The 14,931-nt window shown below is 58.6% G+C and carries 13 protein-coding genes; 11 read left to right on the top strand and 2 right to left on the bottom strand.

The features are described 5' to 3' along the window. Positions 1–21: 21 nt before the first annotated feature. Together AC4ANE_RS28110 and relB are read right to left on the bottom strand one after the other, a co-directional pair. A complete protein-coding gene (locus AC4ANE_RS28110) occupies positions 22–291 on the bottom strand; it encodes a type II toxin-antitoxin system RelE/ParE family toxin (RefSeq protein ID WP_005759145.1) in 270 nt (89 codons plus the stop codon). Beyond that, positions 281–472 (bottom strand): type II toxin-antitoxin system RelB family antitoxin, encoded by a 192-nt coding sequence (relB, locus tag AC4ANE_RS28115; RefSeq protein ID WP_004666885.1) that lies wholly within the window; start codon positions 470–472, stop codon positions 281–283. The genes AC4ANE_RS28110 and relB overlap by 11 nt, the downstream gene beginning before the upstream one ends. A gap of 184 nt (positions 473–656) precedes the next feature. Between relB and AC4ANE_RS28120 the strand changes: the two genes are divergently transcribed. The 11 genes from AC4ANE_RS28120 (at position 657) to AC4ANE_RS28170 (ending at position 14,521) form a co-directional block, all read left to right on the top strand. After that, positions 657–1,268 carry a conjugal transfer protein TraT gene (locus AC4ANE_RS28120; protein WP_460409046.1) on the top strand — a complete coding sequence of 204 codons (612 nt, stop codon included), beginning with the start codon at positions 657–659 and terminating at the stop codon, positions 1,266–1,268. Further along, entirely contained in the window at positions 1,243–4,299 is a 3,057-nt protein-coding gene (locus tag AC4ANE_RS28125; RefSeq protein ID WP_460409048.1) for an ATP-binding protein, read from the top strand. The genes AC4ANE_RS28120 and AC4ANE_RS28125 overlap by 26 nt, the downstream gene beginning before the upstream one ends. 23 nt (positions 4,300–4,322) lie before the next feature. Then, complete coding sequence (locus AC4ANE_RS28130) at positions 4,323–4,559, top strand: hypothetical protein (RefSeq protein WP_024420285.1); 237 nt, start codon at positions 4,323–4,325, stop codon at positions 4,557–4,559. Positions 4,560–4,601: 42 nt separating this feature from the next. Next, the gene (traW, locus tag AC4ANE_RS28135; RefSeq protein WP_065348685.1) at positions 4,602–5,816 is read left to right on the top strand and encodes a conjugal transfer protein TraW; all 1,215 of its coding nucleotides are present in this window, start codon (positions 4,602–4,604) and stop codon (positions 5,814–5,816) included. Beyond that, positions 5,806–6,408: a conjugal transfer protein TraX gene (gene traX / locus AC4ANE_RS28140; protein WP_460409051.1), complete on the top strand. Its 603-nt coding sequence runs from the start codon at positions 5,806–5,808 to the stop codon at positions 6,406–6,408. Before traW ends, traX begins: the two co-directional genes overlap by 11 nt. A gap of 28 nt (positions 6,409–6,436) precedes the next feature. Further along, positions 6,437–8,578 (top strand): DotA/TraY family protein, encoded by a 2,142-nt coding sequence (locus AC4ANE_RS28145; protein ID WP_460409053.1) that lies wholly within the window; start codon positions 6,437–6,439, stop codon positions 8,576–8,578. A gap of 48 nt (positions 8,579–8,626) precedes the next feature. Continuing rightward, entirely contained in the window at positions 8,627–9,277 is a 651-nt protein-coding gene (gene excA / locus AC4ANE_RS28150) for a plasmid IncI1-type surface exclusion protein ExcA (protein ID WP_460409055.1), read from the top strand. A gap of 92 nt (positions 9,278–9,369) precedes the next feature. Continuing rightward, complete coding sequence (locus tag AC4ANE_RS28155; RefSeq protein ID WP_460409057.1) at positions 9,370–10,569, top strand: secretion/conjugation apparatus DotM-related subunit; 1,200 nt, start codon at positions 9,370–9,372, stop codon at positions 10,567–10,569. Positions 10,570–10,654: 85 nt separating this feature from the next. Beyond that, positions 10,655–11,740: a thioredoxin fold domain-containing protein gene (locus tag AC4ANE_RS28160; protein ID WP_460409058.1), complete on the top strand. Its 1,086-nt coding sequence runs from the start codon at positions 10,655–10,657 to the stop codon at positions 11,738–11,740. Beyond that, the gene (gene trbC / locus AC4ANE_RS28165) at positions 11,727–14,015 is read left to right on the top strand and encodes an F-type conjugative transfer protein TrbC (protein WP_460409060.1); all 2,289 of its coding nucleotides are present in this window, start codon (positions 11,727–11,729) and stop codon (positions 14,013–14,015) included. Before AC4ANE_RS28160 ends, trbC begins: the two co-directional genes overlap by 14 nt. 77 nt (positions 14,016–14,092) lie before the next feature. Then, positions 14,093–14,521 (top strand): GntR family transcriptional regulator, encoded by a 429-nt coding sequence (locus tag AC4ANE_RS28170; RefSeq protein WP_024420281.1) that lies wholly within the window; start codon positions 14,093–14,095, stop codon positions 14,519–14,521. The last annotated feature ends 410 nt before the right edge of the window (positions 14,522–14,931 follow it).

The raw sequence follows: 14,931 nt of genomic DNA on the forward strand, positions 1-14,931 counted from the left end.
CGGTCATCGCAGGGCTACCGTTTAGGGGTATTGCTGGCGGGCATGGAGGACGTTGACGATTTCAATTCGATCAGTCACCCGGTAAACCACTACGTAATTGGGGTGTACGACCATTTCCCGAGTACCAGAAACTTGCCCTAATCGGTACAGATAAGGGTGTTGTGGAAGGGCCGTTGTAGACGCCTCAATAGTCTGGTTCAGCCTCTCGGCTGCCATCGGATTTTGATCAGTGATGTAGTTCAAAATGCTCCAGAGTTCGGCCCGTGCTTCGGGCCGCCACTCAACCAGCATTATGCTTATTCTTCTTGGACTCGATGAGTGCACGCATTTCAGACATCACCTGATCGTGGGGGATGTTGGGACGTGGGTCATCGAGTGATGCTTGGACCTTGGCGCGAAACCACCGGTCGTAGCTGTCTGCTTGTTCCTGTGTTTCGAACTCGGAAACGATGGGGGACAGTTGGGTGCTCATAGAGACCTCCTATTTAGATACCCAACAGCTTAACCCTTCCGGGTCTTTCTGTCGTTTGGCCCGGACCACGTGCACCATTGCGGATCAACCGCTGTACTCCTGACGCAAACCTGCGGCGGCTAGCCGTTCATGCCAAATAACCACGACTTTTCCTAATTCTGAAAATAATCCGGAAGGCGAAGCTATGGATGTTGATCTATCGCATATCCCCCTGATGCTCGATGTCAGCGGTGATCCTGAAACGCCGGTACCGACGGCTATGCCTGGCGAGCAATGCGCTTGCTGCGGACTGTGGACTCAAAAGCTGTGGCAGGGGGCTCGATCAGGGTTTACCGCCTCCCATGCGGTTTGCACCCTGTGCTACCTGGCCGGGCACTTGGACAGCCCTACGGCGGCTCACGGCGTGCTGGCCTACCTGCCCGGTATGGCCATGACGGATGTGCATCACCTGCAGCGCCGTGCGCTGATTGCCATTCTCGGCGGTACCCGCACGCAGCGTGCCCAAGGCAAAAGGGTTCTGCTCTGGCTGGCTCGACATGGCCGTGAGGTGGAACAAGCCTGGGGTACGACGCGAGCGGGGGAGTTCGCGCTGGCTCTTCAGCGCCTTGCTCCTCACAAGCGCTCGACCCTTCGAAACCGCCTGGAAGGCTGTGCCCTGATCCTGCCGGCGGACATGTTCGAGGATCTGTCGCTATTACTGCCCACCGGCAAAACGGTCGCGGGGGCACTTTCCTCCCGCAGCTGGGACACCTATACCCGGAGTAACTTTTATGCCGAGCTTGATCCATTGGGTTGAAGACCTGATCACAGAAACCTCCCGGTTTGCCGTATCACGCGATCTGCCCGACTATTGCGACTTGAACACGGTACTGCGTCTGACGGACGACGATCGCACTCGCCACCCAGCCCTCAATGCCCCGTATGTACTGGTCAACGACGATGGCGATTACTGCTCGGTGTATGCCGTTGCCGGCAGTTTTTGTGACACCGACGAAGCGGCACCCCTGGAGGCCCCTTATTCCTGGGCCGGCCGCTTGGAGCGCATGATGCATGCGCTGACAGCCCACTATCGCCGACATGGACACAAAATCAGCCTGGTGTTCGACGATGACCCTGATCGAGGCCGCGAGGACGTCGAACGCCTGCTGGCCCCTCAGTACGCTTCTGTCAAACGGACCGGCATCGACTTGACGCCGATCCTGGACGAAAACGTTGAAAAGCTGGCCCCCTGGGTTTCGCGCGAACGCTGCTACCTGGTGTGTTACACCGGGCGCAAGGCGCTCTCGGCGCATGAACTGATCGATGAAAATCGCCGTATCAAGCAGTTGATCGGGCAAAGCCCGGATGCACGGTATGGACAAAATCCGGTCCTGGCTGAAATGGCAGGCCTGAAAATTCGCCACGACGCCTTCATGAGCGCAGTGGAAGCTGCCTTTAAAGATGACGGCCAGGGTGTGCTGCTGGAACTGCTCGATGCCCATGCAGTGGGCCAGGCGCTGCGCGCTCAAGTGGACCGGCTCGGTACCAGTGAGCATTGGTACCCGCTGCTCCCTGATGATCCGATCACCCCGCATGGTGTCCGTAACGGCGACGATCACACACCGTTTCTGGCCCCGCAGCTGAAATTTCAGCTGATGAACCAGGACATGGAAACCAACGGCAACAAGCTCTGCGTCAATGGGATGTGGCATGGCACCTTGTCTGTCGTCCTGGGACCGCAGACGCCGCAGACCTTTGCCAAGCTCAAATCGCTGGTCCCTCGCGGCGTGCCTTGGCGCGTACGCATGGACCTGATGCCTGGGGGCATGAAGTCGCTAGGCATGAAAAAAGGCACGTTGGACTTCATAGCGTTTGTGCCGCCGCTTCGGCCCATCTGGAACGCCATCGAAACGCTGACAAAGGTTGAGCAACAAGAGCCGGTATGCGTCATGACGATCATGGCCTCCACCTGGGGAGACAGCCAGGCCGCAGTGACGCGCCATCTGACGCTGCTGGCCCAGGCCTTTCAGGCCTGGGGAGTGTGCGAGGTGACGCAAACCTTCGGCAACCCGGTACGCGCATGGGCCTCGACGCTGGTGGCTTCCAGCAAAGGCAGTGGCCCGAACCTGTTGTACCCGCCGCTTTCAGAGGCGCTGAACCTGTTGCCGCTGACCCGCCCGGCCTCGGCTTGGGAAGAGGACGGCAACGCCTTGTTCGCTACGCTCGATGGCAAGCTCTATCCGGTCGGTCTGGCCACCCCCAAGCAGAACAAGCTCACCAGTGTGGTCACCGGCTCTTCCGGCCAGGGCAAGTCGGTGCTGCTGAACAAGCTGGGCAATGTCACGGTGTCCAGCGCCCAGCAGCGATTACCGTTCATGGCGGGGGTGGACAAAGGTTTCTCGATGCAAGGTCAAGTCGCCTTGCTGCGCGACAGTCTGCCGCCGGATCGTAAGGACGAGGTCGTGGGCATTGTGCTGCAGAACAGCCCCAAGCATTGCCGGAACCTGTTCGATATCCAGCTGGGCGCGCGGTTTCCGATCGCCCCCGAGCGTAACTGGATCATCAGCATGCTCACGGCCATGTGCATTGATCCCTCTACCGGCAATCCGCCTAACGAACGCGATACCCGGCAAATACTGGACCGCGTCATCAGCATGGCCTATACCGCCAATGCCGAAAAAAGCCCCAGACGCTGGGGGCGCGGGGTCGTCCCCGAAGTGGACACTGCCTTGGATAAAAGCGGGTTGATCGAGCGCTATCCGGCCCAGTGGTGGGATAGCAGTACCTGGTATGAGGTGCGCGATCTGTTGTTTGAAGCAGGCTTTGTTAAGGAAGCGCAGCTGGCCCAGTTCGAAGCGGTGCCGGAACTGGCCGACATGACCACCTTCTTGAACCATGAAGACGTAGAAAGCGCCTATGGTCGGGTGCAACGTGATGGCAGTCAGGAGCTGTTGCTGGAGTACTTGCACCGCTGCATGACTGACGCCTGTAGAGAATTCAAGATGCTGGCCGGGCGGACGCAGTTCTTGATCAGTCCACGCACGCGAGTGATCGCGATCGATCTGAACAATGTCATGGGTGATAACACCACCAATGCTGGCCACCTGAAAACCGGAATCATGTTCCTGTTTGCGGGCCAGGTGGCGGGGGGCGATTTTGTGTTGCCGCAATACCGGGATGAGCTGTTGGAGGCGGTGCCCACGCTTTACCACCCCATGCATCTCGACCGCTTGGAGCAGCTGGATCAGGAGGTCAAAACCAAGATCTACGACGAGCTGCACAATGCCAAACAGGTGCCCTTCATCTTTCCCATGCTGGAAACCCAGGACCGTGAGCAACGCAAATTCGGCATACGCACGGTGTTGTCCTCGCAGTACGTGAGCGACTTTCCCGACGCCATTCTGAATTCGGCCAACTCGCTGTACATGATGGAGGTGGACCCCAAGGACGAGAAGCTTCTGACCGACACCATCAAAGTGCCCAAGGTCACTCTGCAGCGCTTTCAGCGTTTGGGCTCAGGTCCAGCAGCGGATGGCAGCGGCGTACCGTTTTTGGGCGTGTTCCGAATCAAGGGTGGCGGCACCCTGGCGCGCATTCTGAAAAACGCCATGGGCCCCCTGGAGCTATGGGCCTTGGGCTCTTCACCGACTGACAGCGCCCTGCGCAGGTTGCTATATGACGCCGTCGGCGGTGCCACGGCTCGCGCCATCCTGGCCAAAGCCTTTCCCCAGGGCACGGCAGAAAAACTCATCGCGCTGCGCCAGAAGCAAGCCGGTGAAGCGGATTCCAACAACGTGATTCGCACGCTGGCCAACGAGTTGATCAAACGGCGCGGCTACAACCTCTAGTCAATAAACGGAGAACACATTCCATGAATAACGAAAATGATTCCCTGCACGACGCTGAGCGCGAAGCGAGCCAGGCCCAATTACAGGCTTTGGCGGAGCTGGCCACCTGGATGGCAAAGCACCATCGGTTGCTGGTCGTTGGCCGGTCAAACGGTATTCGGATCGGCGCTACGGATAAGGTCATCCAGTTCATGCGCGAACACCTTGACACCGAGCTGGCGGATACGGTCTCGGAGAACCTGGTGCGCCTTGCGAACTGATAGGAAATGTCAGTCCCGGCTACGACATTTGAGGAAGTGATTGTGAAAAAGCGCTATGCATTAACGGCGATAGCCGTGGGGGTACTGCAAACCCAACAGGTCCTGGCGTACGTCCAGCCGGTGGCCGTCACGGGCAGTGTTCCTATTGAAACGCAGGTGATGCCTGCCATGGGCGGCCTTCAAGCTACCCTGGCGGAAATCCTGACCACTGAGACACAAATCGGCACGGCCATCGTGCAGGCCAGTGACAAGCAAGTCGCGGTTATTTCTGAGGCCGCACGTGCCCAGCGCGAGGCCGATATTTTTGGCCGTCAGACCGAGCGCCTGGAGCGTGCCCGAGAACAGTACTCGGTCGCTGACAGCATCTGCAGCGAGTCGGCCTCTGGGGTCGCGGCCACGGTGGGGAAGGTGAGCCGTGCGCAAACGGCGGTGCTGGCCAGCGGGGCAGGCGTCGGCAGTGCTGTGGTGCAGAAGACCATCGCTTCCGAGCCCGTGGCCTCGCGTCAGGGTGGCTATCGCAGTGCCGCCATGCACGCGCAGTACTGCACACAAAGCGAATCGGCCCAGTACGGCGGTACTGATCTGTGCCCGCAGGTCTCAAGCTTGCCTGGGGGCGACATCGAAATGCGCTCGTTGATCGACGGGGCGGGAGCCGTGGGCAAGGCCCCCGACCTGACGTTCAATCAGGATCAGGTCGATGCGGGCATGGCGTACATGAAGAACTCGGCCCGCCATGACGGGGGGCGGGCACCGGGCAAGGGCGATATTCAGTCGGCCACGGGACGTGAGTATCAGGGGCTGATGACCCAGTACAAGGCGATTCAGAGCGCCGCGACTCAACCGCAGCTGGACATTATCGCCGCCAGTCAGGCCAATCCGGCCACACAGGAGGCATTGCAAGAGGCGCTACAGAATCCGTCAGCGGCAGAGTACTTCGCTTCAACGGGCAGCCAGCAAGCACAACGCACCGGGGTGATGAGCGAGCGCGAGCTCGAGGCTTTCGAGGTGGGCAGGCGCTATGCCAATACCGCCTATGAAACCGACCTTCAGGCCCTGAGCGGAGACAACCTGATACGTGAATTGGTGCGCGTGCAGAGCCTGGGCAACTGGCTGCAGTTGGGACTCAAAAACGACCAACGCCAGGCCAACATCATTGCCGGCCAGCAACTGGCCCTGGCGGCAGACGCCAAATACGTTCCGCAGCTTCAGGAACTGGGAGCAAAAATGAGTTCGGGAGTCACCGCACATGAAAACTGAACCTGACACAACAAAGCACGAGGACGAACAATCGCTGCCGGACGACAAGCATTCGGGCACACCGTTACGGCGCGCCGGCCATGTGGGGCTGTCGATCCTCAACCCGTTCTCTGACCTGGCGGTGATCTATCGCCGGGGCATAAAGCCGACGGCGCAAAAGCTGAAGCTACTGAAGACGTTGCTGACCCCGGCGTCAGCAACGACTGAGGCAGATGCAGTTGGTATCAGCTGGAGTGTGGCTGTCGCTCGTTCGGGAAGGACCATCGAACAGCTGCTGACCGTCTACAACCGCATCCGGACGGCATGGTGGTGTTTGATGATGGTCAGCACCAGCCTGAGTGTTCTGCTGCTGGCCATGCTGCTGTTGGCCAACTTCAGCCTGCCATTGAGCACCTTTCTTCGGGCGACGGTAACGCTCCTGGTCCTGGGATCAATCGCCAGTTTGGGCTTCGTCAAAACGCTGATCGCGACCTACCGACTGTGGCAACTGCAGAAAAGGCGCGTCAGCGTAGCGGAACGAGGGACCTTCAAAGACTTTCTGGCCGAGACCCGGTGGTGCCGGCTGGTGCTTACTCGCGGCCACCTCAAGTAATACTGACCTCTAAATATGGACAGATGCCATGAACCTCATTAAACGCTTCTGGTGGATGGGTCTTCTGCTGGTCTTCTCCGTGCCGGTACTGGCCGATAACGTGGATTACCAGACGATCGCGGCAGCCTCCCAAAAGCCCAATGACCTCTCGCGCCAGGCGATGGTCATGATCATGGGCCAAGTAGCCGTCGATCCATTTGCACCATCACAGCCAACCTTGATTGGCTCACTGTTCGCCATTATCAATGGCGTTCTGGCCGTGATGGCCCTGTTCTGGTTTCTGACCATCACCCTGAAAACCATCGTGAAGGCTGGGCATCAGGGACAGTTTTTCGCAGGCGGTCGATCTGCGCTGTACCCGATCATGACGTTTGCCGGTTTCATCATGATCTTGCCCACCCAATCAGGTTGGTCACTGGCCCAGCTCGTCATGGTATGGGCCTGCTCCACCATGGGGGTTGGCAGTGCCAATCTGCTGACTGATAAAGCCGTGGACATGATGGACAGCGGCTACTCGATGGTGACGCAGCCCACGGCTCCTTCAACCCGAAGCGCGGCGCGGGGCATCTTTGAGATGAACCTGTGCAAGTACGCGATCAACCGTGAGCTGGAGTCGCTGTATGCGGATGGTGTGGCCAATACCCCGTTGATTACCACCAAGGGGGGCAACGGCCAATACGACACTGGCAACGGCAGCGCGGTGTGTGGTTCTGCCAAAACACCCAATACGGGCCGCACCGGAACCTGGAACCTGCTGTTTGACAGTGACGTGGACACGAGTGGGGTGATCACGGCGCAGCACCAAGCGCTAGACACCATGCAAAGCACCCTGGATCAAGCGGCACAGGCGTTCGTAGACACCTACCTGAGCAAGCGCGACCAGGATACGGGGAGCTTCCAGGACGCCGAGACGCAGATACAGAACGCAGCCGCCGCCTATGAAAACACGGTGAACCTGGCCCTCAACAAGATCGACTTCAAGGACACGCTGCAAAGCCAGCTGTCGAGCCAGATCAAAAGCAGTGGTTGGGTGGCCCTGGGCAGTTGGTATCACACCTTCGCCACAGCTAATAACAAGACCAACGACGTGGCCAGCTCGACCCCGGTTGTCACGGGGATGAGTAATCTGGGCGAGCACGGCACCGGCGACTTGTATAACCAGGTGTTCGCAGCCTACAAATCGCAGGTGCAGAACAGTACCTACACCGCGCCGCTGGGGACGCAGACGGCCAAGGATGATGGGGCGGCAGCGACGGCGAAAGACCCGAATTCGGTGTTTGTGAGTTTTTTCAAAAATCCTATGCAGACGATCACCAACTTAATAGCAACTTCGACGACAGGGAACAGCTCCAGTTTTTCTAACCAAGTGAACCCACTCATCAAGATGCAGACCATTGGTGATTACACGCTGGGGACTGTTGAAACCTTGATGGCGGGGTATGCCGGAACTTGGGCAGCGGCCTCGTCGGCCAGCAACTCGCCATTGGGCTGGGGGGCCAAGATATTTGCGGTGGATGTAGGAGCGGTGGTGAAAGATGTGCTGGGTGCGCTGGCCCCGATGTTCTATTTCGTCATGTTCGCCCTGCTGGCCATCGGTTTTTCGCTGGCCGTATTTCTGCCTGCTGTACCCTTTCTGTTCTGGATGGTGGGTATATTCAACTGGGTCGTCAGTGTGCTGGTGGGCTGTGCGGCGGGCTCAATGTGGGCTGCCACGCACCTGGGGGCCGAAGAGGACAAGGGGAGTCGCAGTACCTACGGTTATATCTTTCTGATCGACATGATGCTGCGGCCCTCATTGATGGTACTGGGGTTCTTTTTTGCGTCGGTGGCCGTAATCGGTGGGGGAACTATCCTGAATCTGTTATTTGCCTCGGCGCTGGCCAATGCCAACGCGGACTCGATCGTGGGATTGTTCAAGATGATCGGGTGGCTGATGATCTATGCCCGCATTGCGACCTTTGGTGTGACTCGACTCTTCGGCCTGCAGGCGTCCCTGGCGGACTACGTGATCTCTTTTCTAGGAGGTCGAGAAGGGGCCAACCTGATGGGCGGCATGGTCGATAACATGAAAGGCATGTTTGGTGCGGCTGGTGGTGGCGCTCAGCGTGTTCCTGGGGTCAAAATGCAACCGAAGAAACCTGACGGTAACGGGGGGGATGGAATTCAGTAAGGCTCTTTGCGTCCAATATTACGAATGTGCTTCTTGGAGTGTGAACTCATGGCTCAACGTCTTAAAACTGGTAAAGAAACATTGATCTGGCTGATCAAGCTTGCCTACATGCTTTTGGCTTTTCCATTCTTACTATTAATTGGGATAGTCATGTTTTTCAGTGTGACATCTGAACACTCCCGGGGCCGAGTCCCAGGTGATGTCTTGGGTACACTTATTATCTGGGCCGCGATATTGATTCCCGTGGGGATATTCATCTATGGCGTACTGAGTCGCCGCCGTCTGCTCAAGCGAGTCACACGAGCCATAAAATCGCCGCAGTTCTTCAACCCAGACCCTACCCATGAGATTTATCACGAGGGTGACGGCAAGTACCTGGGCATCGATACGAAGAACGGTACCATTCTGTACGTGCACCGCATTCGTAAGGGGCAGTTAGATGTGGTGGCTTTGACCATGGACGACTGGACCAACCGCGAGGTGGAAGGCAAGGGCATATTACGCCTCTATACCAAACACCCGGATCTTCCACGGATCGAAATCGGCACACCCTTGGCGCAGCTTTGGTATGACCCCCTAGGGGCTATGGAACACAAGCAGAAGCAGTACAGCACCCCGCAACCGTTCAACCGCTATGTGCATGACCGGCTCGAAGCGCTTGAACGTGATCTGAACGTGCAGATCCCACGCCTGGCGTGAAGCCATAACCCCTCCGCAGCTGTTCCCGACGCGCTTTACCTTTCTCTCACACCGCCCAATTCGGGCGGTGCGACTATTTGTGGGGCATCGCAATGCAAAATCGACAATCCCAAGGTGCATGGGAGGGCGAGCAAGCGCAGATGTTATTGGCGCTTTGTGCAGCCGTCCTGTTGTGCTGGATGTTCTTCGATATCTTCGTGTACTGGACCACCTGGACGCTTTATTGGTTATGGAAAATGGTGGATTTTCCCTTCATCCATGCCTGGGCCGGTGGCAAGATCAACCTGCTGGCCGACGTGGCCAACCACGCCAAGGCCGTGACGCTGGATGAATGGCTTGAGGTAATGAACGCCACCAGTGGGATTCTGCTGCTGTTCCTGATACCGCTGGTGATTGTGAGCAGTTGGGGGCTGGCGCAGCATCCGGTACTGCCGTTTCGCAGCAAACGCCTGGTGAACATTCACACGCTGCCTGGCCTGGTGAGTCGTTTCGCACCCTCGGTCATCCCGGTGTTGGCCGCGTCCGGTCCCGATGGCCTGATGAACGATACCTCCCCCAGTAATGCCTGGGCGCTCAAGCCCGAGGAGTTTGCCGAACGTTACAACCTGGTGCAGCGCAAAGTGCTGGATCGAGAGGCTGCTCGTGCGGTGTTCGAGGAGCAAGTCGGAGATGTCCATAATGGACTTCTGGACTTGACGCCCTATGAACGGGCCTTGCTGGCCGTATTCGGTCTGCAGGTTTTCCTCAATGACCGCAAGGCGGCGACCCGGTTGCTCGATGACCTGAACCGTTCCTGCATGATCAAAGGCTTGTTGCGGCGCAAGACCTTCTCGTTGACGCCGCTCTACGGCCTGGCCGACGAGGGTTTTGATCGCGTTGCAAAAGCACCGGGCGTCAGTGAGTGGCTGCAAAGCCATAGATCGATGCGCACCGCGCTGGTGGCTTTGTATGGCCGCGATCTGCGCTTGGCGCCGGCGCGCTTTCGCTGGCTCAAGGGGGTTAACCGCACGTTGTGGTATGCCCTGCACAGTGCCGACACGGCCAAGGTGTTTGTGGAAGGCGCTGGTGTTCAGGCTCAGGCGCGGGCAGAAGTCCATGCCAGTAAGCTGGGGCTGCCACGTCCTGGGTTGATGGTGACCCAGGCCATCGATGGCTTGCAGGCCGAGTTGGAAAGCATCGGTCTGGTATTTGCGCGACATGTCATCACGCCTAAACGCCGGGAGGCCTCTGACCTTCCTGTCATGACGGCGGTGTATGCCGTGCAGCCTACTGAGTTAACTGAGCCAGCCTGAAGCGCTACGTCTCGCCGCGCCCTTCATATCCCCTTTCTGACACTGTTCCATTCAATTGAGTTCATCTTCTATCAGAGGAAACCCCATGGCCTCGGCATCTTTGCGCGCCCCGTTTTCGGTGGACATCCAAGGCGATCAGCTGGTTGTCTATCAGGCAGATCAGGCAGAAGGTATCGTGACACGCACGATTTGCACCCTGGACCTTCGCCATCAGCACTCGTTTTATCTGAGCAATGACGGTGTGGTCTGCCGCGATGTTCAGGGTTTTGAATTCTCTCTTGAAACCCATGACAGTGACGAAACCCATGAGCTACTGACCGCACTGTCGCGGGCTTTGCTGCGTCATGGACGACGCAAGACCCAGCGGCGTCTGATGAGCGTGTTCGTGCTGTTGGTTGTGCTTTGCCTCGGTGCCCTATGGCTTGGCCGAGCGCTTGAATTGCCTGTTGTAATGCCGGCGGCCCAGGTCATCACGCCCTCAGTCCCGAGCGCCCCCAAGCCGGACCTGGCCAAGCGCAGCGCGCCGGCGCCGATCGCTTCTGAGCCACGCCAGTCCGCTGCAGACGTGGCACCTGACGATGGCTGGACATTGCCCAGGGAGGTTCGGGCCACACTCCCTCAAAAGCTGCACAACGCTGCGGAGCGCAAGCTGTTCACCGTTGACTATTCCAGCGGTCACGCGCGCACGCTGTATGTCTTTTCGGACCCTGGCTGTCCGAACTGCCAGCGTCTGGAGTCGTCCCTCAACACGCTCTCCGACGCCTTCAACGTGGTGGTTTTTCCTGTGCCGGTGATCGGCAAGGAGAAGTCGATAGCCGCCATCACGCCGGTGCTGTGCTTGCCGCATGAGCAACGCAAAGCTGCGTGGGATCGCCTGTTTGATGCAGCCCCCGAGGGTGTGAACCTTGGGAAACCCCAGTTAAATCCGGCGTCGGAAGGGGTGGAGTTGAAAGCGGCGCAACCAGTAGGCACGTGCGATGTGGCAGAAAAGGCCTTGGGGATCAACCAGACGGCCTATCAGGCCTATCGCATACCGGGCACGCCCTGGGTGATCAGCGACGATGGGCGCTATGTGCCGCAGGCGTTGTTGCGTGATCCGATCAGGCTCAAAGCCTTCCTCGATGAGCAACCTGCCCGCCAGGTTCAGGAGGTGTCGAATGCGCCCCAATGACTACGCCGTCGAGCGCACCCGCCTTAATCGGCGGGTTTACCACTCGGCATTGGCTGAGTGGTTGATGGGCCCCGGTAGTCTGACGCTGGGCCTGGCCGGGTCTGTGGTGGGAGGCGTTCTGTACCCGGTCAGCCTGTGGCTCAGTCTGCCGGCCTTGCTGGTCTGGTCACCTGTCATGCTGCTCGAACCCTGGCAGATGCCCATGCGCATGCCTTCAGACATGGACCGCCTCGACCCTTCGACGCAACGCCAGGTGACGGGCAAGCTGCTGGGTTTCTTGCCGGTCACAGCCATGCGCACGGTGATGCTCAAGGCAGCGGGCATCTTGTACATGGGGTACCTGCGCGGTCGGGACGCCGGGCGTGAACTGTGGCTGTCGCTGGATGACATGACCCGCCATATTCTGATGTTCGGTACAACCGGTGCCGGCAAAACCGAAGCACTGCTGGGGTACGTGTTGGGCCAGCTGGGCTATGGAAAGGGCCTGATCTATTCGGACGGCAAGGCCCAAAATGATGTGGCCGCCGCGATCGTGTCCCTGGCCCGGCGCTTTGGCCGTGAAGACGACGTTCGGATGATGAACTTCATCACCGGGGGCCGCTCCAGGGCGCAGGAACTGCTCGAGGACAACAAAAGCAGAGGGCAGACCAATACCGTCAACGCGTTTGGTATTGCTCAGGAAACCTACATCATCAACCTGATGGATTCGATGTTGCCCCCTGCGGGCAACGATGCGGGCTGGCAAGAGAAAGCCCGGGCCATGATTCAGGCGTTGGTGTTCTCCCTGGTGTACAAGTGCCGGCGTGAAGGCACGGTCATGTCCCAGCGCACGATCCAGGCGCATTTGCCGTTGCGGGCCATTGCCAAGCTCTACATCCAGTCGGTGGAACAGCAATGGCATGAAGACGCCCAGTTACCCCTGAAAAACTACCTGGGCACATTGTCCGGTTTTGACCTGGCCAAGGTGGATTCGCCGGAGGAATGGGCGACCACCGCGTTGGATCAGCATGGTTTTCTGATCCAGCAATTCACCCGCATGCTGGCCTTGTTCAATGACACCTACGGCCATGTGTTTGCTCGTGACGCCGGCGACATAGACCTCAAGGACGTGGTGCATAACGATCGCATCCTGGTGGTCCTGATTCCTGCGCTGGAAATCTCCTCGACCGAGGCCGCGACTCTTGGGCGTCTGTACGTGTCGCAGCTGGCCATGATCCTGAGCCAGGATCTGGGGGAGAAACTGGAGGGCAAACCCGAAGACATCCTGGTGATCCGCAAGTACAAGGACCGCTTTCCGTTCTTGTGGATCTGCGACGAGGTCGGGGCCTACTACACCGAAAAGCTCGGTGAGCTGGCCACGCAGGTACGCTCCCTGGGGTTTTGCCTGCTCCTGGCCAGCCAAGAGGCGCAGCGCCTCAAGTCGGCGGCCGGCGACAAGGTGTGGACGCTGATCGGGAACATGGGGGTCCGAATCACCGGCAAGATCATGGACCCCAAGGACACTCTCGAAATACTGCAGTTGATGGCCGGTACCGAGTACCTGCCAGTGATGAGCGGTATGGTGCGTCAGGCCGGAATCATGGGGGCCAGCTGGGAGGAAGCAGACACACTGAGCCTGAAAGATGAGAAGAAAGTCAGCGTCGAGGAAGTGCAGCAGCTCAAGGAGGGGGAAAACATCACGCTGTTCAACGGGCAAGTGATTCGCGGCAGCTCCTTGTACATTCACGACGCTGACAAGCTGTCCAAGGAAGCGATCCGCATTAACCGCTTCATCGAGGTGGCCCCGCCAGCGCTGGACACCTTGTTGGCCGGTGCGCCTGTTCACATTCGGCGCAGCTATCCGCGCGCGGACCGCGTGCAGCAGATCCTGTACCACCTGGCGATGAAGCCTGGCCGTTCAGACCTTGAAAACCTGGTGCTGACAGATCCGACGTTGGTCGTCTTGAACGAGCTGGGAGAAGAGTGGCGGCTGATCTGGCGTCGCCGTCCTGGAGCGGCAGTGCGCAGCACCTTGTTATGGCACACAGCGCTGGAGCATGTGCCCAAGCGCGGAAGCGGCTATGTGGCGCAATCGTCCACGGCGCTGGATCTGACCGTAGGCAGCAAGCGGTTGCAGGCCTACCAGGCGCAGCACATCGATCCGGCCAGAGCGCCGAAAGTGAAGGGCAAGGCGCCTGCACCTAGAGCCACAACGCCTGTTCCACCACGCCACGACCAGTCACCGCCCTATTTCGACGACGGATCTTATTCGCCGGCGCCGTTCGACTGGGATTAATAGACCGCAACCCTGTGCCGCGCCGATACCGATGCGCCGGCGCAGGGTTGTGTCGCATGCGTAAAAAGGAGCTGTAAATGAGTAACCGCAAAACGCAGAAACTGCACGCGCAGCACGTGCTTGAAACCATAGCCCTCGGCATTGCACGGCCTGTAGCGCTGCCCCGGGAGACAATTGAAGTGGCGCTTCGCGAAGCCATCATTGATGGGCGGCTTGAACCGGGTGAACCCCTTACGCATCAAGCCATCGCCAATGCCTTTCAGGTCAGCCGTATGCCGGTGCGCGAAGCGCTGCGTTCGTTGGAGACGCAGGGCTATATCGCCGCGCAGTACCACAAAAGCTACCTAGTCACGAACGGCAATGAGCCTCCCCAGTACGGTCACCTGCCGGGCTTGCTGAGGTGCGTTGCAGAACGCCATACAAAGCTGGGCGATTTCGAATCAAAAGTGGCCTTTGAAAACGAAATCCTGCGTGTCCTGGGTCAACTGCGCCCTACCCCGTGCTGATGACTGACCTAGCTTGTTGAAAGCAACGGATTTTGTAACGCGAAAAGCGAGGCTCCCATGCTACTATCCGGCACAGTTTTATTTGCAGGAAAGCGACGATGTAGATTCACGAATTGCAGAAACCAAAAAGCCCCGCTTGCCGGCGGGGCTTTTTGGAAAATCTTGAACAGGCCGTTTGATACGCGGGTTACCTGTTCAACACACATAACGTGAGCTGATTATGGCGTTCACTGCGGCTTTGTGCAAGCCGTCAAAAGTGAAGCCTTCAGTTCACCGCTGAACGGTGGACTTATGGAAAAGATTCTTCAGCGGCTGTGCGTCCTCGATGACAGCACCCTGCCCCCCCACTTGACGCCTTGCGTCACACCCTCTCACGCCGTTGGCCAACCAGTTGGCCAAGGCGGTGAGGC

The sequence above is a fragment of the Pseudomonas sp. Pme6b genome (assembly GCF_058129925.1).

What these genes read in the sequence shown, in the direction of transcription:
- AC4ANE_RS28110 (WP_005759145.1), bottom strand. Translation starts at nt 291, where the DNA reads ATGCTGGTTGAGTGGCGGCCCGAAGCACGGGCCGAACTCTGGAGCATT.
- relB (WP_004666885.1), bottom strand. Translation starts at nt 472, where the DNA reads ATGAGCACCCAACTGTCCCCCATCGTTTCCGAGTTCGAAACACAGGAA.
- AC4ANE_RS28120 (WP_460409046.1), top strand. Translation starts at nt 657, where the DNA reads ATGGATGTTGATCTATCGCATATCCCCCTGATGCTCGATGTCAGCGGT.
- AC4ANE_RS28125 (WP_460409048.1), top strand. Translation starts at nt 1,243, where the DNA reads ATGCCGAGCTTGATCCATTGGGTTGAAGACCTGATCACAGAAACCTCC.
- AC4ANE_RS28130 (WP_024420285.1), top strand. Translation starts at nt 4,323, where the DNA reads ATGAATAACGAAAATGATTCCCTGCACGACGCTGAGCGCGAAGCGAGC.
- traX (WP_460409051.1), top strand. Translation starts at nt 5,806, where the DNA reads ATGAAAACTGAACCTGACACAACAAAGCACGAGGACGAACAATCGCTG.
- AC4ANE_RS28145 (WP_460409053.1), top strand. Translation starts at nt 6,437, where the DNA reads ATGAACCTCATTAAACGCTTCTGGTGGATGGGTCTTCTGCTGGTCTTC.
- excA (WP_460409055.1), top strand. Translation starts at nt 8,627, where the DNA reads ATGGCTCAACGTCTTAAAACTGGTAAAGAAACATTGATCTGGCTGATC.
- AC4ANE_RS28155 (WP_460409057.1), top strand. Translation starts at nt 9,370, where the DNA reads ATGCAAAATCGACAATCCCAAGGTGCATGGGAGGGCGAGCAAGCGCAG.
- AC4ANE_RS28160 (WP_460409058.1), top strand. Translation starts at nt 10,655, where the DNA reads ATGGCCTCGGCATCTTTGCGCGCCCCGTTTTCGGTGGACATCCAAGGC.
- trbC (WP_460409060.1), top strand. Translation starts at nt 11,727, where the DNA reads ATGCGCCCCAATGACTACGCCGTCGAGCGCACCCGCCTTAATCGGCGG.
- AC4ANE_RS28170 (WP_024420281.1), top strand. Translation starts at nt 14,093, where the DNA reads ATGAGTAACCGCAAAACGCAGAAACTGCACGCGCAGCACGTGCTTGAA.